At 47.4% G+C, this 19,637-nt stretch carries 17 protein-coding genes; 2 read left to right on the forward strand and 15 right to left on the reverse strand.

Translation table 11 applies throughout. The annotated features are described in order from the left end of the window. From NDI34_RS24230 to NDI34_RS24290, 13 genes are all read right to left on the reverse strand, one after another. A partial coding sequence (locus NDI34_RS24230; RefSeq protein ID WP_348232470.1) for an IS630 transposase-related protein occupies positions 1-135 on the reverse strand: 135 nt, incomplete at its 3' end. A gap of 184 nt (positions 136-319) precedes the next feature. After that, positions 320-661, reverse strand: coding sequence for a cupin domain-containing protein (locus NDI34_RS24235; RefSeq protein ID WP_190413074.1), 342 nt, complete (start codon positions 659-661; stop codon positions 320-322). 40 nt (positions 662-701) lie between these two features. Further along, on the reverse strand, positions 702-1,838 hold the full coding sequence (locus NDI34_RS24240) for an L-dopachrome tautomerase-related protein (protein WP_348234085.1): 1,137 nt from the start codon (positions 1,836-1,838) through the stop codon (positions 702-704). A 248-nt stretch (positions 1,839-2,086) separates the two neighbouring features. Continuing rightward, positions 2,087-2,269: a hypothetical protein gene (locus NDI34_RS24245; protein WP_190413073.1), complete on the reverse strand. Its 183-nt coding sequence runs from the start codon at positions 2,267-2,269 to the stop codon at positions 2,087-2,089. A gap of 9 nt (positions 2,270-2,278) precedes the next feature. Then, positions 2,279-3,448 carry a zinc-dependent alcohol dehydrogenase gene (locus tag NDI34_RS24250; protein WP_190413072.1) on the reverse strand — a complete coding sequence of 390 codons (1,170 nt, stop codon included), beginning with the start codon at positions 3,446-3,448 and terminating at the stop codon, positions 2,279-2,281. A 247-nt stretch (positions 3,449-3,695) separates the two neighbouring features. Next, positions 3,696-4,136, reverse strand: a complete 441-nt coding sequence (locus tag NDI34_RS24255) for a hypothetical protein (RefSeq protein ID WP_348234079.1) — start codon at positions 4,134-4,136, stop codon at positions 3,696-3,698. 65 nt (positions 4,137-4,201) lie between these two features. Continuing rightward, complete coding sequence (locus NDI34_RS24260; protein WP_190525871.1) at positions 4,202-5,371, reverse strand: zinc-dependent alcohol dehydrogenase; 1,170 nt, start codon at positions 5,369-5,371, stop codon at positions 4,202-4,204. Positions 5,372-5,500: 129 nt separating this feature from the next. After that, a complete protein-coding gene (locus tag NDI34_RS24265; protein ID WP_348234080.1) occupies positions 5,501-5,905 on the reverse strand; it encodes a hypothetical protein in 405 nt (134 codons plus the stop codon). An 89-nt stretch (positions 5,906-5,994) separates the two neighbouring features. Further along, on the reverse strand, positions 5,995-6,699 hold the full coding sequence (locus NDI34_RS24270) for an SRPBCC family protein (RefSeq protein WP_190413068.1): 705 nt from the start codon (positions 6,697-6,699) through the stop codon (positions 5,995-5,997). A 60-nt stretch (positions 6,700-6,759) separates the two neighbouring features. Continuing rightward, positions 6,760-7,635, reverse strand: coding sequence for an SDR family oxidoreductase (locus NDI34_RS24275; RefSeq protein WP_190536657.1), 876 nt, complete (start codon positions 7,633-7,635; stop codon positions 6,760-6,762). A gap of 97 nt (positions 7,636-7,732) precedes the next feature. After that, positions 7,733-8,833, reverse strand: a complete 1,101-nt coding sequence (locus NDI34_RS24280) for a DJ-1/PfpI/YhbO family deglycase/protease (RefSeq protein ID WP_190413066.1) — start codon at positions 8,831-8,833, stop codon at positions 7,733-7,735. 95 nt (positions 8,834-8,928) lie between these two features. Next, positions 8,929-9,336, reverse strand: a complete 408-nt coding sequence (locus NDI34_RS24285; protein ID WP_348234081.1) for a DUF2267 domain-containing protein — start codon at positions 9,334-9,336, stop codon at positions 8,929-8,931. 238 nt (positions 9,337-9,574) lie between these two features. After that, positions 9,575-9,832, reverse strand: coding sequence for a hypothetical protein (locus tag NDI34_RS24290; RefSeq protein WP_190425293.1), 258 nt, complete (start codon positions 9,830-9,832; stop codon positions 9,575-9,577). Between the two features lie 902 nt (positions 9,833-10,734). Here NDI34_RS24290 and NDI34_RS24295 point away from each other — a divergent pair. Then, a complete protein-coding gene (locus tag NDI34_RS24295; protein ID WP_348234082.1) occupies positions 10,735-13,287 on the forward strand; it encodes a PAS domain S-box protein in 2,553 nt (850 codons plus the stop codon). 148 nt (positions 13,288-13,435) lie between these two features. Then, positions 13,436-15,577, forward strand: a complete 2,142-nt coding sequence (locus tag NDI34_RS24300; RefSeq protein WP_348234083.1) for an EAL domain-containing protein — start codon at positions 13,436-13,438, stop codon at positions 15,575-15,577. Positions 15,578-15,639: 62 nt separating this feature from the next. Here the strand turns inward: NDI34_RS24300 and NDI34_RS24305 are convergent, their stop codons facing one another. Continuing rightward, the gene (locus NDI34_RS24305; protein ID WP_348234084.1) at positions 15,640-19,203 is read right to left on the reverse strand and encodes an AAA-like domain-containing protein; all 3,564 of its coding nucleotides are present in this window, start codon (positions 19,201-19,203) and stop codon (positions 15,640-15,642) included. Then, the gene (locus NDI34_RS24310; protein WP_348234086.1) at positions 19,200-19,532 is read right to left on the reverse strand and encodes an AAA-like domain-containing protein; all 333 of its coding nucleotides are present in this window, start codon (positions 19,530-19,532) and stop codon (positions 19,200-19,202) included. The genes NDI34_RS24305 and NDI34_RS24310 overlap by 4 nt, the downstream gene beginning before the upstream one ends. Between the last annotated feature and the right edge of the window lie 105 nt (positions 19,533-19,637).

Raw genomic sequence — 19,637 nt, forward strand, 5'->3', positions numbered from 1 at the left:
TCGCCGCTTCAGCCATAGGTCAATCGTATTGCGACTAATTTGGAACACCTGTGCGGCTTCACTTTTCTTCATGCCGTCTAACTCGATCGCTTGGATCACCTTCTGACGCAGGTCATAACTATAGGGGTTTGCCATGAGCAGCTTGAATAACTTCAGGACAACAGGTGATCTCTACTCTACGTCCTAACTATCTTGGCGGTTGCTATATTTTGTATCAAGTTCATTCTTAAAAGTTTGTGTTAATAAAAAAACCGTCTTCATCAAAAAGACGGTTTTTTTGTTAGCAGTATTTAAGTATTTTTGCTTAATTCATGTCGGATTAAGCTTCGTCGCGCCCGTGAACTTGGGCGGGTGGAGAAGTTGCCTCAACTGCCGTGAAAGGCTCCAGAATTTTATAGGTGTGGGATGCACCTTTTGGTACAGTCCAAGAATTACCGGGTTCTAACAAAATACTTTGACCTTCCAGGTGCAATTCAGCGCGACCGTTGATGACATAACCAACCGTCTCATATTCTCGCGCAGTTGGTTCCTTTGGTTCGTTGGGTTGCTCGTTTTCCCAAAGGCGCATCGAGATGGTTTTGCCTGATGCGAGATACTTTTGACCCATTTCCCCTTTGGGGGAATTGGTAGAATCTACTTTCATCACAGTTGTATCTGTCATATTTGCTGCTTCCTTGTTCAGATATGTTGTTTAAATGCTCTTAGCGGAGCAAGATCGGATTCCCATCAATGCGGACTCGGAATAGACTGTAGGGCTTTTCTCTTAAATCTCTGCCGCCATGAAAATTTGGTTGGCGATGCAGTTGATTGGTAGTGAAATAGAGATAGCCGTCTGATGCTACAGAAAGCGTATCGGGCCACAAAACGCGAGGATCGTGAACGAGCGTTTCATACATTCCATCCGGTAGGCGGCGAAGAATAGAATTGTGTTCGTAGTTCGTCAGGTAAACGCGGTTTTCAGCATCTGATTCCAGTCCATCTGAAGCACCACTTTTATCGCCGAGATCCACCACGGTTGCTGCTACTTGCGACTCTGTTAATTGCTCGTTTGCTAAAGCATCAACGCTGACACTGTATAAACGGCGACCTGCCAGAGGGCAGTAAAATAAGCGATCGCCATCAGCACTAATCGCAATCCCGTCTGCACCTACTTTGATATAGCTGGGTGGTTGATTAGGCGATCGCATCATCAACGGTTGTCCTTCGACGCTGGGCAAAAAATTTGGTTCGGCTTTGGTGGAGGGGTGATTGTTCAGCCGTCGCCAGCTTTTGCCAGAAGCCAGGTCTACAACAATAATTGCATTTGGCCCAGAACTAGAAGAATCGGTGATGAATGCCATTCCAGCTTTGCCGCGCCGCAAGTCAAATCTGACATCGTTTAAGTAAGTCGTTGGCAGCGCTACATCCTGGGGAAATAGAATTGTTTTGATAATCCGATTTTGCTTTAGGTCAATCCCAATTAATTTTGGCCCCCCGTAGGAAGTGGGGGAAAATTGGGGACTCCCGGTATCTAAAATCCACAGGCGGTTTTGCGGATCGACGACGACACTTTGAACCGAAATCAACGATTCAGCTTGGTTGCTAGGATTTGGGCGGTTAATTTCGGCATTGGGATAAGGCACCGCCGTCCCGTTTTTTAACTCAGCAACGGTAAATTCTACATTGTCTCCCCAGCGAGGGAAGTTCACAAAAATTCGACCGTCCTGAGATACAGTGACGCCAGTAAGCATTGGCCCCTTAAAGGAGGCAACTGATTCAATGTTGCCAACTGTTTTCTCAATGGGTTTCTCAGCAGGTTTCTGTGTGGGTAGCGCCCGACCGGATGATGCAAAGGGAATTGTCACCACAAGGCTTAAAAGAATTGGAAGCGATCGCCAACCCAGTTTTCCCACGTTTCTCTCCAGATACTTCACGGTGTCAGCACTACTGACTGAATGCTTCGTCAACACTCCTGCAACGCCAACGTCCAGCCGTGACGTCCTAGCAGACTGCTGATACCCCCTCTTATATTAGATGGCATTCATGGTTTCAATTCACTGACGAGACGCAACCCATTGACATCTCGACCACAGAACTAACAAAACACCTATTTCTGTCCAAAAGATTGACTTTCAGCAGTAAGAATCTCGCCAGCTTCTAACTCTTGTTGGAAACGCTGGCGATTTTCTTCTGCCTCTTGTTCAAGTTTTTCAACCAAGTGATAAACTTCTGCAAGCAAATTATTAATCTTGACGGTGTTTTCACCCCGATCAGAGCGGTCAAGTTCCATAGTTTGACCTTATGGTTTTAGTACAACTTTGATGCAGTTGTCTTTTTTATTTTTGAAAATTTCGTAACCGTGTTTCGCCTCTTCTAAAGGCAAGCGGTGCGTGATGACGAAAGAGGGATCGATATCGCCATTTTGGATATGTTCCAACAACGGTTTCAAGTATCTATGGACGTGCGTTTGTCCCATCTTGAACGTCAAGCCTTTATTGAAAGCTGCGCCCATTGGAATCTTGTCGAGGAATCCGCCGTAAACACCCGCTAGCGATACATGACCGCCCTTGCTACAAGCGACAATGACTTGCCGCAGGGCGGTGGGGCGATCGGTTTCCATTCGCACGGCTTGCTTGACTTTATCGTAGAAAGCATCCGGCCCGGTACCGTGTGCTTCCATGCCGACGGCATCTAGACAAGAGTCTGGCCCGCGTCCGCCAGTCATCTCTTTGAGTGCTTCGCCGACATCGAGTTCTTCATAGTTGAGAATTTCTGCCCCGCATTGTTCTTTAGCCATTTGTAAGCGTTCGGGAATGCGGTCGATAGCGATAACGCGATGGGCACCTAGCATGAAGGCACTTTTGATTGCGAACTGTCCGACTGGCCCGCAGCCCCAGACAGCTACAATATCGCCCGGTTTAATGTTGCAATTTTCCGCTGCCATGTAGCCGGTCGGGAAAATATCCGTTAGGAACAGTACCTGATCGTCTGTCAATCCATCGGGAATTTTGAACAAACCGACATCGGCAAAAGGCACCCGCGCATACTCCGCTTGACCTCCAGCATAGCCGCCGAACAAGTGGGAGTAGCCGAAAAGTCCTGATGGCGAATGACCGTACATCTGTTCAGCCATCCAGCCGTTCGGGTTGGAGTTATCGCACAGCGACCACAAATCGCGGTTGCAGAATAGGCAGTTACCGCAGGCGATAGTGAAAGGGACAACGACGCGATCGCCTATTTTTACATTCTTGACGGCGCTGCCAAGTTCAACCACTTCCCCCATAAATTCATGACCGAGGATATCGCCCGCTTGCATGGTCGGGATGAAACCATCGTAAATATGCAAATCGGAGCCGCAAATCGCTGTTGACGTAATTTTGACGATGGCATCGCGCGGGTTAAGAATTTTTGGATCGGGTACATTATCTACCCGCACATCGTTGTTTCCATGCCAACAAACAGCTTTCATTAAATTTTTCTCCTTAAGTCATTCGTCATTATTTATGGGTTATTTCCGATTCATTATTAGTCATTATCAATTACTAAGAACAATTTACTAATGACTAATAACTACACATACACCCTAGGTAAATCTTTCTCTTTGCGAGTTCTCCTGGTTAAGGAGGTTAGGAGGAGCGAAATGTCAAGCAAATATTATCCGTTGCTCCACTATCCCCCCTCGTTAAGGGGGGACAATTTGCACGCTGGATTACAGATTATTTTGAGTAAGATGGGCTGCTCAGGTTATTCGCCGCGTCGTTGAAACCTTCCTGCGTCCCTTGAACTGTCTTACCAACTACATCATCAGCTTTATCTTGAATCTGATTGAAAAACTTTTTGGTACTTGGAGGCGTCGGCTCGTCAAGATTCAGCTTTTCCTTGACATTTTCAGCAGCATCTCCAATTTTATCCAATAAACTACTGCCTGTATCTTCAGTCTGGTCTTTTAGCGTTTCAGTCCTAGCATTGATTGAACCATTAGACCCTGGCACTTGGTAAGCGTTGGTTTCTGGTGTCAATGTGGTGTTATTCGCAAGGGCTTGTAGAGGACTCCCGTAACCGAAAGCTTGCATCACCAAAAATGCAGCACTTACCAGAAACGCAGTAGCAATCTGGCGCAGACGAATACTTTGTAGAGAAGAAATTACTTGATTCATGAAAACACTCCAGTTTATTATTTGATGATTCGTAATCGGTTAATCTTTCTTCCCAATTACTGACTTCAAGGTTTCAGCACAACTTTGATACACTTATCTTCTTTGTGCTTAAACATTTCGTAGCCATTCTTGGCTTCTGCTAGGGGTAACTGATGGGTGACAACGAAGGATGGATCGAGTTCTCCCTTCAAAACTTTATCCAGCAACATCTGCATATACTTTTGCCCGTGCATTTGCCCCATCCTGAAGGTCAAGCCTTTGTTGAAAGCAGCACCAAAGGGCAGTTTATCCACAAAGCCACCGTAAACACCCATGATTGAGAGCGTGCCGCCTTTACGACAAGCGACCATCATTTGCCGCAGGACGTGGGGACGGTCTGTTTCCAGCCGGACTGCTTGCTTCGCTTTGTCGTAAACTCCTTCAACCCCCATGCCGTGCGCTTCTAATCCCACCGCGTCAATGCAGCAGTCTGGACCCCGTCCGCCAGTCATTTCTTTCAGCGCTTCGCCAGCATCAACTTCTTCGTAGTTAATCGTTTCCGCTTTTGCGTGTTCCCTCGCCATTTGGAGACGTTCGGGAAAACGGTCGATACCGATCACTCTCTCGGCACCTAGCATATAGGCGCTAATCATGGCGAACTGTCCGACAGCGCCGCAACCCCAGACGGCGACAGTATCTCCTGGCTGAATATCGCATAACTCCGCGCCCATAAATCCGGTGGGAATGGCATCGGAGATAAACAATAATTTCTCGTCGGGAATTTCTGCGGGAACCTTGACGACACCCACATCCGCGAAGGGAACGCGGATATATTCGGCTTGCGCGCCTGCATAGCCGCCGAATAAGTGAGAGTAACCGTAAATTGCCGAAGTGACGTTACCGAAGAGCTTTTCTTCCATCCAAGCGTTCGGGTTGGAGTTGTCGCACAGCGACCACATATCATGGTTGCAATAGTGACAGTGACCGCATCCGATCGTGGAAGGAACGACAACGCGATCGCCTGGTTTTAAATTGGTTACTTTGCTACCAACTTCGACGATTTCTCCCATGAATTCGTGACCGATAATGTCACCCGGTTGCATCGTCGGAATGTAGCCGTCATAAATGTGCAAATCGGAGCCACAAATTGCCGTCGAAGTAATTTTGAGAATGGCGTCGCGCGGATTGAGAATTTTGGGATCGGGTACGGTTTCGACCCGCACATCGGTGGCACCGTACCAACATACTGCTTTCATTGATGTTGTTTATCCTTTTATTAATTACCCCGCCCTTGTGTATCCGCAGGACGGGGTTTCTCACATCCCTGTCTCAGGTAATGCAGTCAGTCGCTTAACTTCTCAACCCGAATTGAGCGAAAAGCCGAATTATCTAGGTGCCCGATTCTTAGTCTTGGCGACTCCCTGCTCATTTTTGTCTTGAACAATACTTGGATCGCCCACGTCACCGGGTTGATCGTTATCAAATCTTTGGCGGACAATCACATCGGCAGTTTCGGGAATATTTTCTCCCAGCTTTTTGATGTTCTTCAAGCCAGTATTGCCGATTCCATCTCTGTCCCCAACATGGTCTTCAGCCATGTCAATCGCTTTTTTGATCTGAGCGTTGCTGGTCTTATTAAAATCTAAATTGTCAGCAATCAGGGTTTGAGCTTGTGCTTGGAACGATATGCTGTAGGTAAAAGTCGGAATTACTAAAAATGCGATCGCTGCTAGAACAACACTAGCCAAACGCAAACAAATTTTTTGCAAACGATTAATTCCTTGATTCATTTCAATCTCCGTTGTTTATTTTTGGTTTGAGGAAAACCTATTCTTCAGTTTTCTCTCTACTTAATTAAGAATCCCACGAAATAAAATTCTTAACTTCTTCCAGAAGGTTGACCTTCGGTTGTCGCAATTTCACCCGCTTCCATAATCATTTTGAAACGGCGTAAATCATCGCCAACTTGTTGTTCTGGTTCTTCGCCAAAAAGTTTAGCGATCGCAGCACCGACAGCACCACCCGGCGGGTTATATTCAATGACGACTTTTACTTCCGTACCCCGATTCGCAGGCGCAGGTGAAAAGCGCACAAACCCTGCATTCTCAACGTCTGCTCCTTCCGTCGAAGCCCAAGCGATTAACTCGTTTTCTTTCTCGTTGATAATATCTGCATCCCATTCCACACTTGCACCCATTGGCGCATTGGCAACCCAGTGCGATCGCCGCTCGTTGACGACCGTTACTGATTTCAGATGCTTCATGAAATTAGGCAAGTTTTCAAAATTATGCCAAAAGCGATAAAGTTCATCTGCTGGTTTATTGATCGTGACGGTCTTTTCAACTTTGATGCTTTGGTTCATCCCTGCTTTTTCCTGTATGGTGTCTTGGATACCTTTTTCTGCGGTCGCACTGTGATAAATTAGACCACCACCCGCGATCGCCATTAACGCTCCCCGAAGAGATCGTTGCTTTAAACCCATCAGTACAAGTGCGCCGCCGCCGAGTAACGATCCCCAACGCTCCTTATCGCCGACATTGCTGGGTTCATTCTGACCGCTGGGGACGATATCTTTGGATGTCATGTTCTGTTTTCCTCAAACGGTAATTGATGATTTGCTGAGTAATATTAATTTCTTAGGCGCTTAACTAATCGTTTGGACTTGTTTGTGTTCTAGCCCTTCTCTGGCATGATCTAGACGCAGTTCTCCTTGCGGTTCAGCACGCAACGATTCTGGCGTCTGTTCGCCGATGGCTCCTTTCGCCACTGTGATGCCACCATCTGCCAGCCACAATGCCCCCGTGACGTAACTCGCTTCATCCGAAGCAATAAAGGCATAGACGTTTGCCATTTCCTCTGGCGTGCCGCGTCGAGCCATTGGAGTTGCATTAATCAGCATTTTCTCCATCTGAGCATCCATCGGCCCGGTTTCTTTGTGTGTCCAAGCGGTATCAATGGCACCAGGACAGACACAGTTAGCGCGAACACCGTATTGAGCTTGCTCAACCGCCACCCCTTTCATAAAGGAATGCATCCAGCCTTTAGTACCCCCGTAGGGAGTATTTCGCGCCAGTCCGTTAAAGCCAGCCTCGGACCCGGCAGAGACAATGTTTCCGCGTGTTTTTTGGAGGTGCGGTAGAGCGTACTTGGTCATCAGGAAGGCGGAACGGATGTTCATCCGGATCGTCTGGTCAAAAACATCAATGGGGTAGTCTTGAGTCTCCGCCGTTACTAAAAAGACACCCGCATTATTCACCAAAATGTCCAGACGCCCGTAATAGTCAATAGCGGCTTGAACACAAGCTTTGGCGTGGGATTCTTCCGAGATATCCCCCGCGTAAGCGATCGCTTCAGCACCATAGTGCTGAATTGCTTGTGCGACTTCATCCAGCGGATCGCTAGGGAGTCCATTAACAACAACTTTGGCACCTTCTTTGGCGAATTTGTGCGCGATCGCTTCGCCGATTCCAGTCCCTGCACCCGTGATAATGGCAACTTTGCCTTCCAGTTTTCTACTCATGCTCATTCCGGACATCTCCTGAAGAAACGTTTTGAGTGTTGAAGCGATTAGCAATTAAATAAGGTGAGCAATGCCCACCTTACTTGGCACTCAAAACTTACATCTTGACGGAAACACCAGTCGTCGGCTTCGCAGGCTTCACTTCCTGACCTGCCATCCGAGATTTATAGAGTGCCGCCAAACACTGTTCGTACTTCGACAAATCCACTTCAATCTCGGTGAGAATGGCGGTAGTAATCGGATCGGTAAATTTCATCCGCAAGTTGTTAATATCGACAACGCCGGTTTGCAAGTCGCCCATGCTGCGACGCAAAAGATCGGTGTCGTCACTGCCTTGCAGAGAAGCTTTAAACTTGGCATATTTATCAGCAGCTTGTGCCGGAATCGAGGGGCTTTCTCCCAGGGCATTGAGCCGTTCTTCCAGCATTTGAATGTGATGCTGCTTATTTTTGATCATGTCTTGCAGCATCGAGGTCAATTCTGCATCTGTGCTTTTCTCGGCATACTGCCCAAACGCTTCTTGCGAATAACGTTCGCCAGCCAGCGCCGTATTCAAACCTTTGGCAATATCGCCCTTGGTGGAACCGCCCCAAGAATCAGCCAGTTTCCACCATTCAGCGGTGATATCGCTTTCATGGGGTAATGCAGCTTCTTTGCCACCGTAACCGAGACGGCTGAGAATTGCAGTGGTAAAAATTGCCAAATCACCCGGTTGACGCGAGGTGATCAGGTTGCCGTCAACCACGACCGGCTCATCCACATAATGGGCACCGGCATTGATAATGTCTGTGCGGATAGAGAAGAAGCCCGTTGCTTGCTTACCTCTGAGCAAATCAGCTTCAATCAAAACTTGTGGTCCGTGGCAAACGGCAGCCACCAATTTCCCATGCTCGAATGCGTCTTTTACAAAGTTGACGGTGTTGGGGTTCGTCCGCATCATATCCGGAGCGATGCCGCCGGGGATAATGACTGCATCGAAATCGAGAGCCACGGCTTCTGTCGTGGTGCCATCCGGTTTCTGGGACAATTTGCCTTGTTTACCGACATAATTCTCGTTCATCCGAGAACCGAGGACAACGACCTCCATTCCCGCCATTTGCAAGGCTTTATAAGGGACTTGAAATTCAGAATCTTCAACCCCATTTTCGATCAGGATGGCAACTCGCTTCTTGCTGCCGTTATTATTTTGCTGTGTCATGGAATCTCCTTTTTTATGAAAATTTTGCAAGGAAAAAAATTTTGAGCGATCGCGAGAAAAAGTAAAACTCCTTTGGAGTTTTACTTTTAAAATTCTTACAAACTAGGAACTTCACTCAATGAAGTTCCGGTAAGAAATAGCTCTGCGTCATCGTCTGAAAAATTAGCGCGGACATCTGCAAACTCACCAGGCGTTACGGCTTTTTGCAGCACTGCGAACACCGCTCGAACATGAGTTGCAGCATCGCTAGGATCGGTTCCCTCTTTTTCGCTGACGCGCTGGTAAAACTCTTGCAGCGAGAAAAATTGACCGTTTTTGCCCTCTCGCCCACGCAGACACTCTTGTAGTTCTGCTGGCAGTTGTGAAGCTAGGTCTTTTGCCTCGTCTCCAACGATGCGTTCTTTCAGTGTTTCCAGCGTGGCACGAGTGGCACGTTCTGCTTCCTGACGGTGGCTCAGTTGGGCAACGCTTTGAACCTGTTTAATGAACTGCTCGTATTTCACTATTGACCTCTTAAATCTTTCCAACTTTCACGCTTCGCTCTCTTAATGACTTGCCAAAGCGTTGAATCTTTCTAAAAAAAGTACGCTCCTTACTCCATGAAGTTCGCGCCGTAATTGCGCGATATTTTAATTTGCACGTTTTTTACTCGTGCAAACTAGGGAATTCGTGGCTGCTTCAACCACGAATTCTCTCAAGAATTTAAAGGGGGAAATAAACCTGAGCTAGCTTTTGCGATCGCTATCTAGCAACTGCCCCCTGCGGAGCAATCCGCTTGGCAAGCAATTCTTTCGCCCGTTCGGCGCGTTGAGATTCTTCTTCTTCTAGTTGCTGGAAGAACTCTACGAGTTCATCATCTCCAGCTTCCTCAGCATCCTGAATATAAATTTCGTAGGTACTGGCACCCTCTAGGGCATGGTATAGCACGCTGATCAGGTTGTAGTGTTCGTCTGCGGTTCCCGTGATGATCTCATCGTCATGATTGCCGTGATGCGTCATTTTCCCCTCCTTTTGCTTTCCCTAACAACTCAGCGCTAGAGTCTAAGTCTTGACTTTAAGCCTATGTATTCCCTCTAACGGTCTGCTTCGCTCCTAGGTGATATATCTATTTGTTTTTAATTCGCTCCAAAGTCATAGGTTTACTTACCAGTAAATCGCTATGCTGAAATTTAATCACCGTAATTTTTGCGGGGTGCGGACAATTTTAAATTGCGAATAGCGAGTCGTTATTTGCTTAAATGAGCGCACCCCTTTATTCTTATTTGAGATTCTTATTTGAGTTTGAGAATTTAGATAAATTTATCAGTTGGGTCTTTCGCCGAGAAGGCAGTATGAATCAGGCACAGTCCTATGACCGAGCAACCCGATACACAAGCTCAATAGACTGCGAACAAAGATTTACCGTAGGAAATTACCGTATTTTCAGGCACTAGTGTCCACCTAGAACCTGCATTCAATGTCGGCGACAATCGCCGAATGCAAAATGAGATCGGGCATAATAAATCACCCAACTAACCCAGTACTGACTTAACCCGGTACTGACTGGGGGCAATGTGGATGCCGCTTAAAGTGTAGATTCAGTCAGTGATAAAGCGGTGGCTGGAATCGCTGTCATCTGGATCGGGACTTGAGAGAAGTTTGTAAAACAGAAGATTTTAGAACAGCGCCACGGTCGTCGTTAGGAACTAGACCAATGTTTTTTAAATTATCTGGCGCATAGAGATTAATCTCTTCCGACCACCTCAGGTAGAAACTCAGACTATATAGCACTGAAATTTGTATAATGCATCACACCGGAGAAATACGCCATTAGGTATATTAGAGAGAAGTTAAGATTCGTGTACGGTAAGAAATCGAGGCTTAACATTCGCTACTAATTACTTCTGAGAGCTGCAACTGCAATGGCAAGCCAGCAAGGCAAGGTAGGCAAGAAGTTTCACACTCTCGATCGGCACGGGGAAGCAGGAGGGTTATGCGATCGCATCCTCGCAACCATGCCTGTGGGTCTTGTGATTGTGGATGCTCGTACCCCCAATCCTTCTATAGCCTATTGCAATCCGGCTTTTGAGAAGATAACGGGCTATGCTTCACCAGAAGTCATCGGACGCAACTGCTTTTTTTTGCAAGGAATCGATACTGACCAGGATGCGATTGAGCAAATTCACCAAGCCTTGCAGTTAGGGCAAGAGTGCCAGGTAGTGTTAAAGAATTATCGCAAAGATGGCACGCCTTTTTGGAATGAGCTAATTGTTGCTCCTGTCTGGGACGCCACTGGTGAACTGACTCAGTTTCTGGTTTTTCATACAGATATTACCGAGCGCCAGCTCGCTGAACAACAGTCACAAGCGGCGTTACAACAAAGCGAAACCAGGCTGGGGCTTGCTCTGAATGCTGCCAGTATGGGAGTTTGGGAGTGGGAGAGGCAGACGGGTCAGCTAACCTGGTCGGCAAATGCGGAATCTTTATTAGGTTTCCCACCTGGTTCCTTTGGTAGCACTTATGAAGCTTATTTAAAGTGTATTCATCTGGAGGACTGCGATCGCGTGACGGAAGCGATCGCGCAGATTGTAGAAGCATCCAGGACAGAAAACTTGGCAGGTCGTCTCTTTAGCCTCGAACATCGTCTCCTTTGCCCGGATGGTGCAGTTCGGTGGGTTGCCGTTACGGGTACCCTATTTTGCGACCCAACCAATACACCGGCACGGGTTACTGGGACGGTGATGGATATTACAGGTCGCAAACAGGTAGAAACGGCCTTATGGAAGCAAGCGACTGGAGAACGGCTGCTCAGAAACATGAATCAGCGCATCCGCCAGTCTCTGAACCTGGAAGAAGTCCTGAAAACGGCTGTATCGCAAGTCCGGCAATTTCTCAACACCGACCGGGTAACGATCTACCGCTTCGATTCAGATGGGCGTGGAGTTGGGGTTGTAGAATCGGTCGGCACGGGTTGGACTAAGAGTTTAGGAACTCAGATCCACAGCAGATGTTTTGGGGAAAATCACCTGCCTCTTTACCAACAAGGCGAGGTTCAAGCGATTGAGAATATCGACACGGCGAATCTCAGCCAGTGCCAGATTGATTGGCTAGTGAAGTTTCAGGTAAAAGCGAATCTGGTCGTCCCTATTGTGCAAAACAAGACGGAGGTGAAAGGACTCTTCCTCAACCCTCACACCTCAACCAGCCCTCCTCCCCCATCCACTCCTCAGTCCTCACTCCTCAGTCCTCACTCCTCTTCCAACCCTCAGTCCTCAGTCCTCAGTCCTCAGTCCTCTTCCAACCCTCAATTATGGGGGCTGCTTGTTGCCCAAAACTGCACCGAAACCCGACAATGGCAGGCATCGGAAGTAGAATTGCTCAAACAGCTTAGCGTGCAGCTAGCGATCGCCATTCAGCAATCGACGCTATTTGAGCAACTGGAAGCCGAACTCGTCGAACGGAAGCAAGCGGAGGAAGCATTACAAAAATCAGAAGCACAATTAAGGAAAAAAACGACCAAACTTAAACAAGCGCTGCATCGGCTGCGGAAAACCCAAACCCAGTTGATCCAAAGCGAAAAAATGTCCAGTTTGGGGCAGTTAGTAGCGGGTGTCGCCCATGAAATTAATAACCCCGTCTCCTTCATTTATGGGAATTTGACCCCGGCTTTGCAGTATGCCCAAGATTTGCTGCATTTGTTAAACCTCTACCAGCAGCACTATCCTCAGCCAGCGGCGGAAATTCAAACAGAAGCCGAGGCAATGGATTGGGAGTTTCTGGTTGAAGATTTCCCAAGGCTATTGGATTCTATGCAAATGGGGGCGGAACGCATCCGCCAGATTGTCCTGAGCTTGCGGAATTTCTCCCGCCATGATGAGAGCCAGAAAAAGCCGGTGGATTTGCATGAAGGCATCGACAGTACCCTGTTGATCTTGCAGCATCGATTGAAGCCACAGGGAGGAAAACCAGGTATTCTGATTATCAAAGAATACGGCAACCTACCCCAGGTGGAATGCTACGCAGGGCAGATAAATCAGGTTTTTATGAATCTGCTGAGCAACGCCATTGATGCTCTGGAACGGGAAAACGTTCAGGCTTCATGGATGATGAATCATGGAGAAGAAAGTAGCGATCGCCAATTCCCGATCGCCAATTCCCCTTTACCGACAATTCGGATTTGCACAACAGCGAACAACCAAAATCAAGTAATTATCCGGATTGCAGATAATGGTTGCGGCATTCCAGAAGCAGTCCAAAAACGAATCTTTGACCCCTTTTTTACGACTAAACCTGTAGGAGAAGGGACTGGGCTGGGGCTGTCCATTAGCTACCAAGTGGTGGTGGAGCGTCACGGAGGTCAACTAAAGTGTCTGTCAACGCCCGGACAAGGGACAGAGTTTGTTCTAGAAATTCCGCTTCAGCAATCTACCGCCTCTGCAACCCCACTCCCGATGGCTCCCTCCCAGGTTGCGTAATCAGTGGTTAGGTATACGCTGATGAGTGGCAGACGATCCCAAGAGGGAAATCTTAAGAAATAATAAAGAATTATCAGGAAATCCTAGCCGGAAAAATATGGAGCCGATGGAGCTGAAACCAATATCCCAGTCCCACAGGATAAGGACGATGCGATGCGAAAGGATCGACACTGCTAGGAACGGTGACGGTTCCAGTCTGGGTATATCGCCACAGCATTGCCTCAGTTCCTTGGGATTAGGTAATGAACAGCTGCTACGCGCCAGTGTTGGAAATGCACCAATTATTTTGTATGCCCTAGATAGCAATGGCATTTTTACGCTTTCTGAAGGCAAGGGACTGGAGGCTCTCGGACTGAAAGCCGGTGAGGTAATCGGGCAGTCGATCTTTGACCTTTACAAAGACCGGCCTGAAATCTTAGCGAATATTCGCAACGTTTTAGCTGGAAAAGAAGTAACCTGGATTGTCCAGATAGGCAATGTGGTGTACGAAAACCGTACCACCCCGCTGCAAAATCAAACAGGTCAAGTGGTTGGTCTAGTGGGTGTGGCGATTGACATTACGGAACGCCAGCGCACAGAGGAAAGGTTACGGCAACTGGCGGCGGCGGTTGAATTTGCGGAAGATGCGATCGCGATTACTTCGACTCACTTAACTTTTCCCGGCCCAGAAATCATCTTTGTCAATCGCGCGTTTACGAGAATGACCGGCTACACCCCAGAGGAAGTCATCGGTGAATCACCGAGGATCTTGCAAGGACCCAAAACCGATCGGACTCTCCTCGACCGACTGCGACAAACTCTGTCCGAAGGGAAAGTATTTTATGGCGAAGCGATTAACTATCGCAAAGATGGCACGGAGTTTTACAACGAGTGGCACATCGAACCCATCAAAAATGAACAAGATGAGACGACTCATTACCTAGCAATTCAACGCGATATCACTCAACGCAAGCAAGTAGAGTCGCAATTATTTCATGCAGCCTATCACGATGCTTTGACAGGCTTGCCCAACCGAGCACTTTTTATGGATCGGTTGCGGCAAACCCTGGAACGGGCGAATCAATGCCAGGACTATTTATTTGCTGTGCTGTTTTTGGATGTCGATCGATTTAAGGTGATTAACGATAGCCTGGGACACCTAGCGGGAGATCAATTGCTGGTAGCGATCGCTAAAATCCTACAGGCATCGGTGCGCCCAGAAGATACGGTGGCACGGTTGAGTGGAGACGAGTTTGCCATCGTCCTAGCAGATTTACCAGACCTGAGCCAAGTCACCCGCATTGCCAATCGATTGCAAAGGCAACTGCGAAAACCATTGCAGATTGAGGGGCAAGAAGTATTCAGCACTGTCAGTATTGGCATTGCTTTGAGTATGCTGGGCTATGACCAGGCAGAAGACATCTTGCGCGATGCCGACATTGCCATGTATCGAGCAAAGGCACTAGGGAGGGCGCGGTATGCGGTGTTTAACAAGACCATGCACCACCAAGCAGTTGCCCGATTGCAGATGGAAACGGATCTGCGACACGTTCTGGAACGCCAGGAGTTACGGCTGCACTATCAGCCGATAGTATCGCTGGCAACAGGTCAAATTTCTGGCTTCGAGGCGCTGGTGCGCTGGCAGCATCCCACACGCGGCTTAGTTTCCCCAGCGGAGTTTATCCCCGTGGCGGAAGAAACGGGACTGATTCTGCCGATGGGTGAGTGGGTGCTGCGCGAGGCTTGCAGCCAGTTGCAACGCTGGCATTCGGCATTTCCGAACCAACGGGGACTGACAATGAGCGTCAATTTGTCGGGCAGACAGTTTTTGCAACCCGATTTAATTGAAAAGATCGACCAGATTTTGCACAAAACCGAGTGCGATCCCTACAGTTTAAAGCTAGAGATTACCGAAAGCGCGATCGCAGACAATGAAGATGCGATCGCGATGCTGGAATATTTGAGAGTTTTGGGTGTTGAGCTATCGATTGATGACTTCGGCACCGGCTATTCTTCTTTAAGCCGGTTGTATCATTTTCCGATTAATACCTTGAAGATTGACCGTTCTTTTGTTAGCCGTATGGGCATCGGTGGCGAAAGTTTACCCATTGTCCGAGCGATTGTGACGCTGGCTAATAATTTGGGAATGGATGTCACCGCCGAAGGCATCGAAACGATTCAACAGATGAAACAACTCCAGACGATGGGATGCGAATCCGGACAAGGATATTTGTTTTCTAAGCCAGTCGATAGCATGGTAGCTGAAACATTAATCGCCGCATCGTCGTGCTACAACCTCAGCCCAATCTGAGCGAATTCTCTTCAAATTTTGCAGGTAGAACGGATTAGTTTATGGTGAATATCTAATGTAAATCAGGATTGAATTCCATCGCAAAGATGGCGATCGCTTTCCTCCACCTGAGCATTCGTCTGCAAATAATCCCGCACCCAATCGCATCCATACTGGAGGAAATCGAGCTGGAAAATTCGCTCTAAATTCCACAAAATTGCGGTTCTATCCTGACTTGCTGAGGCGATTAACTTCCCATCAGGGCTAAAGGTAACTCCGAACACGCCATCGCTATGTCCCTTTAAGGTTTCAAGCGCCTTACCGTCGTAGTTCCAAAGTTTGACTGTGCCGTCGAAACTTGCTGAGGCTAGAGTCTTGCCATCAGGGCTAAATGCCACTCCGAACACCCCATTTTTGTGTCCCTTAAAGGCTCTGATTTCGGTACCGTCGCGCCGCCAAAGTCTCACCATGCTATCCATACCTGCTGAAGCTAGGGTGTTTCCATCAGGGCTAAATGCTACTCCAGCCACCTGACGGCGATGGCTTTTTAACGTGGAAAGAAGTCTGTAGCTGAGCTTTCCAGATGCGATGGCATTATCCCACTGCCAAAGTTTGACTGTGCCGTCCACGCTAGCTGAGGCAATAAGCTGTCCGTCAGGGCTAAATGCTACTCCGTTAATGTGATCGCTATGCCCTTTGAGAGTTGCAAATTGGGCACCGTCAATCCTCCAGACTTTGACGGTTCTGTCCTCACCCGCCGAGGCGAGTGACTGTCCATCTGGATGGAAATCAACGGCGAAGACTCTGCCTTGATGTCCAGTAAACGTGCCGAGTAAGGTTCCATCCAGTCGCCACAACCGAATAGTGCTGTCATATCCGCCTGTAGCAATGGTGTCTCCCTTTGGGCTGAAATCTACTCCGAAAACTTTATCGGCTTGTTTGGGGAAAGTGCGAATTAAGCTACCATCAAGCCGCCAAAGTTTAACGGTTTGATCGCGACTGGCGGTGGCAATTGTCTTTCCGTCAGGACTAAACTTTATGGTGTAAATTGATGCTTGATGTCCGTTAAGAGTCCGGAGCCAACTGTCATCAAGCTTCCAGAGCGCGATCGGGCCATCCCAACTGGATGAGGCGAGGATTTGCCCATCAGGACTCCAAACCACTCCAGAGACGACATCCTTGGCGGCTGGCAGGCTTTTTACCAGAGTCCCATCCAGCTTCCAAAGTTTGACTGTTCTATCAAGACTTGCCGAGGCGATTAAACGACCTTGAGGGTTAAAAGCGATTTTGCCTACTGCATCGCTGTGTCCAGTTAGGGTTTGGACTAAAGTTCCATCAAGGTGCCAAAGTTTGACTGTTTTATCCCAACTCGCCGAGGCAATCAGATTTCCTTGAGGGCTAAAGGTAACGTCCCTAACTCTATCCGTATGTCCGGTAAGGGTTCTCAGCAGTTTACCGTCTGCACTCCAGAGTTTGATGGTTTTATCGTTAGAAGCAGATGCAATGGTTTGACTGTCAGCGCTAAAGGCAACGCTGGCAACTTCATCCGTATGTCCGGTGAGAGTCAAGAGCAGTTTGCCGTCTGTACTCCAGAGTTTAATTGTTTTATCTTTAGAAGCAGATGCAATGGTCTGACCGTCAGGAGAAATGGCTACGTCTGCAACGTCTTTGGTATGTCCTTTTAAGGTCTGCCACAAGGTATAAATCGGCTTTCCGTCTGGTGAATTTGTCCTGTTTTTGCGCCAAAGTTTAATGGTGTTATCCCCAGAACCAGTAGCAATTAGATTCCCTTTGGGGCTAAATACGACACTCCAAACCGTATTGTTGTGACCTTGAAGCGTTCCCAGTTTTGTACCGTCTTTTTTCCAAAGATCGATGCTTTTGTCCGCAGAAGCTGAGGCAATGAGTTCGCCATCAGGGCTGAACGTTACATCATTAACCACATTGTCATGCCCGGATAACTGGTTATAGTCAACCGCTCCATAAACAGCCTGATGGAGAGCCTCCTTCACTGAGTGCTGAATATCTGCATCTGCAACATTCAACTTGTCTAATCGTCGCTGTGCTGCGATCGCTTGTACGAGTGCATCTAACTTTTGATTTGAGGCGAATAGTGCTTCGGAAGATTTAGCGATCGCTTTGATCTCGCTTACAGCCGTTTGCCGATACTGAACATAAACCGCTAGCCCCAATGCACAGGCTAAAATTAATACAATACTTACGACAAAAAGCAAAAACCTTTGTCGCCTAGAACTTTTTTTCTCTAGTGCTAATCTTTTTTGTTCCTCTGCCAGTCGCGCTTCCACTTCTTTCAGCCGTTCTGCTTCTAGAGTTTGCTGCATTTCCAGCCTATCCAATTCGCCAGAAGCGGCTAAAAATTGATAGTCCAAATCGCTCAAGCTTTTACCTTGTGCCCATATTTGAGCGTCTTTCAGCGCTTGTCCGCGCAACAGCCGCGATGCATCCTTTTGTTTTGAAACAATCCAAGCATCAAAAAGTTGAGAGTAAGGGCGCAGTTCCTTTAATTGCTTGTCTACCCATTCGAGATTAAATACTTCTTCATAGATTCGATTTTTTATCTTTAAATAACCCTGATGTTTTACCACTAAGCCTGATAACAATAGTTCTATTTGATCTCGGCTGTCATCGGTTGGTACTTCCACACCTTGTAGGATTTGCTGGTAAATTCCCAAAAATCTGCCAGCGCGTTCCTCGTTGCGAAGGATGCGATCGCGTATTGTCTTTAAATGCTCTGGTTCATCTTGGCTTTCCCATTTGTGAATGATGCGTGTCTTCACCAGGTTTTCTACCCAAAACGCCTCATTTCCTGGAGGAATGGTCAGAACGCTGTTCATCGTCTCAGACTCGCTCAATCGCGTGTCAACAAGATTCCCTACCAAGTTACACAGCTTTTGGGTGAGAAAGGGTTGCCCTCCACTCCAGGCTAATATTTCTTTTAAAACGGTTTGTGAGCTTCCTTCTTTTACCTCTAATCCTTTCACTAATGGCTGAGCTTCGTGCAGTTGAATGCCAGTTAGTTCTATCGCTTTTCCAATATTAAAGGGGGTTCGATTTCTATCAACAATGAGATCGCTTGGCGTTGCTACACCAAAAATTGCAAAAGTAATCCGTCTGTATTCTGGATTGATGGCTCGTTGGTTGTAGCAAAACCGAATCCAGGCAAAGAAGTCATCGACCGGAAAATCCAAACTTAAAATGCTATCAACTTCATCAATAAAGATAAATAGTCTTTCATTCGGAAATTGAACCAATAACAAATCGGCAAGAAATCGGCTCAACCTTTGGAGTAGGGAGATATCTTCTTGCTCTCGCCACCAAGCTTTCAAATTAAGTTTTTCTAACAAGTTAAAACCCGACCACAGATCGGCAACAATTCCCTTGTACCACTGAGTCGGCGTAATATTTTCACTGCCGATATTAGTCATATCCACAGCAGTGCATTTAAATCCTTCTTGTTGCAAGCGATGGCGAGTTCTCACCAGCAGAGAGGATTTGCCCATTTGTCGGGAGTTGAGAACGTAGCAAAACTCACCCTGTTTTAATGCTTCATAGAGTTGGGAGTCTGCAATTCGTTGTACATAGCTGGGAGCTTCGCTGGTTAGACTGCCACCGACTTGGTATTTCATCGCTCAGTATTCTTGGAGTGGCATTGGCATTCTTTTTTCTCTCCTAGCTGCGAGCGAAAATAGAGACGATATAGCTGGCAGCTGGGACTTGCCCGATTTCCATCCATTTGGATCAATCCCATGCTTTCTAACTTATAGGCTGCGATCGCTTCTAATTGTACGCTCTCATCAGCAGTAACAACTTGTTGCAAAGCCGATGCTAATTGTGGTTCATCTTGGAGCATCACCAAATGACTCCGTAGATGGTCGCTATAAATCCCAGCAGGTGTAGGAGCCACTTGCAATAACTCCTCTAATGTCATCGCTCCTCGACGCAGGTGATACAGCAGATTGCAGGTATATAGAGTACATTGAGGTCAGTGCATGAACAGGTAGAATGAAACCTTACTCCATCGACTTTCGAGAAAAAGTAGTCAAAGCATACGAACAAGAAA

The organism is Trichocoleus sp. DQ-U1, from assembly GCF_039961925.1.
Lineage (GTDB): Bacteria > Cyanobacteriota > Cyanobacteriia > Cyanobacteriales > FACHB-T130 > FACHB-T130.

Bases quoted from the DNA above. Each gene is read 5' to 3' on its own strand.
- NDI34_RS24235 (WP_190413074.1), bottom strand. From the start codon at position 661: ATGACAGATACAACTGTGATGAAAGTAGATTCTACCAATTCCCCCAAA.
- NDI34_RS24245 (WP_190413073.1), bottom strand. From the start codon at position 2,269: ATGGAACTTGACCGCTCTGATCGGGGTGAAAACACCGTCAAGATTAAT.
- NDI34_RS24250 (WP_190413072.1), bottom strand. From the start codon at position 3,448: ATGAAAGCTGTTTGTTGGCATGGAAACAACGATGTGCGGGTAGATAAT.
- NDI34_RS24255 (WP_348234079.1), bottom strand. From the start codon at position 4,136: ATGAATCAAGTAATTTCTTCTCTACAAAGTATTCGTCTGCGCCAGATT.
- NDI34_RS24260 (WP_190525871.1), bottom strand. From the start codon at position 5,371: ATGAAAGCAGTATGTTGGTACGGTGCCACCGATGTGCGGGTCGAAACC.
- NDI34_RS24265 (WP_348234080.1), bottom strand. From the start codon at position 5,905: ATGAATCAAGGAATTAATCGTTTGCAAAAAATTTGTTTGCGTTTGGCT.
- NDI34_RS24270 (WP_190413068.1), bottom strand. From the start codon at position 6,699: ATGACATCCAAAGATATCGTCCCCAGCGGTCAGAATGAACCCAGCAAT.
- NDI34_RS24275 (WP_190536657.1), bottom strand. From the start codon at position 7,635: ATGAGTAGAAAACTGGAAGGCAAAGTTGCCATTATCACGGGTGCAGGG.
- NDI34_RS24280 (WP_190413066.1), bottom strand. From the start codon at position 8,833: ATGACACAGCAAAATAATAACGGCAGCAAGAAGCGAGTTGCCATCCTG.
- NDI34_RS24290 (WP_190425293.1), bottom strand. From the start codon at position 9,832: ATGACGCATCACGGCAATCATGACGATGAGATCATCACGGGAACCGCA.
- NDI34_RS24295 (WP_348234082.1), top strand. From the start codon at position 10,735: ATGGCAAGCCAGCAAGGCAAGGTAGGCAAGAAGTTTCACACTCTCGAT.
- NDI34_RS24300 (WP_348234083.1), top strand. From the start codon at position 13,436: ATGCGATGCGAAAGGATCGACACTGCTAGGAACGGTGACGGTTCCAGT.
- NDI34_RS24305 (WP_348234084.1), bottom strand. From the start codon at position 19,203: ATGAAATACCAAGTCGGTGGCAGTCTAACCAGCGAAGCTCCCAGCTAT.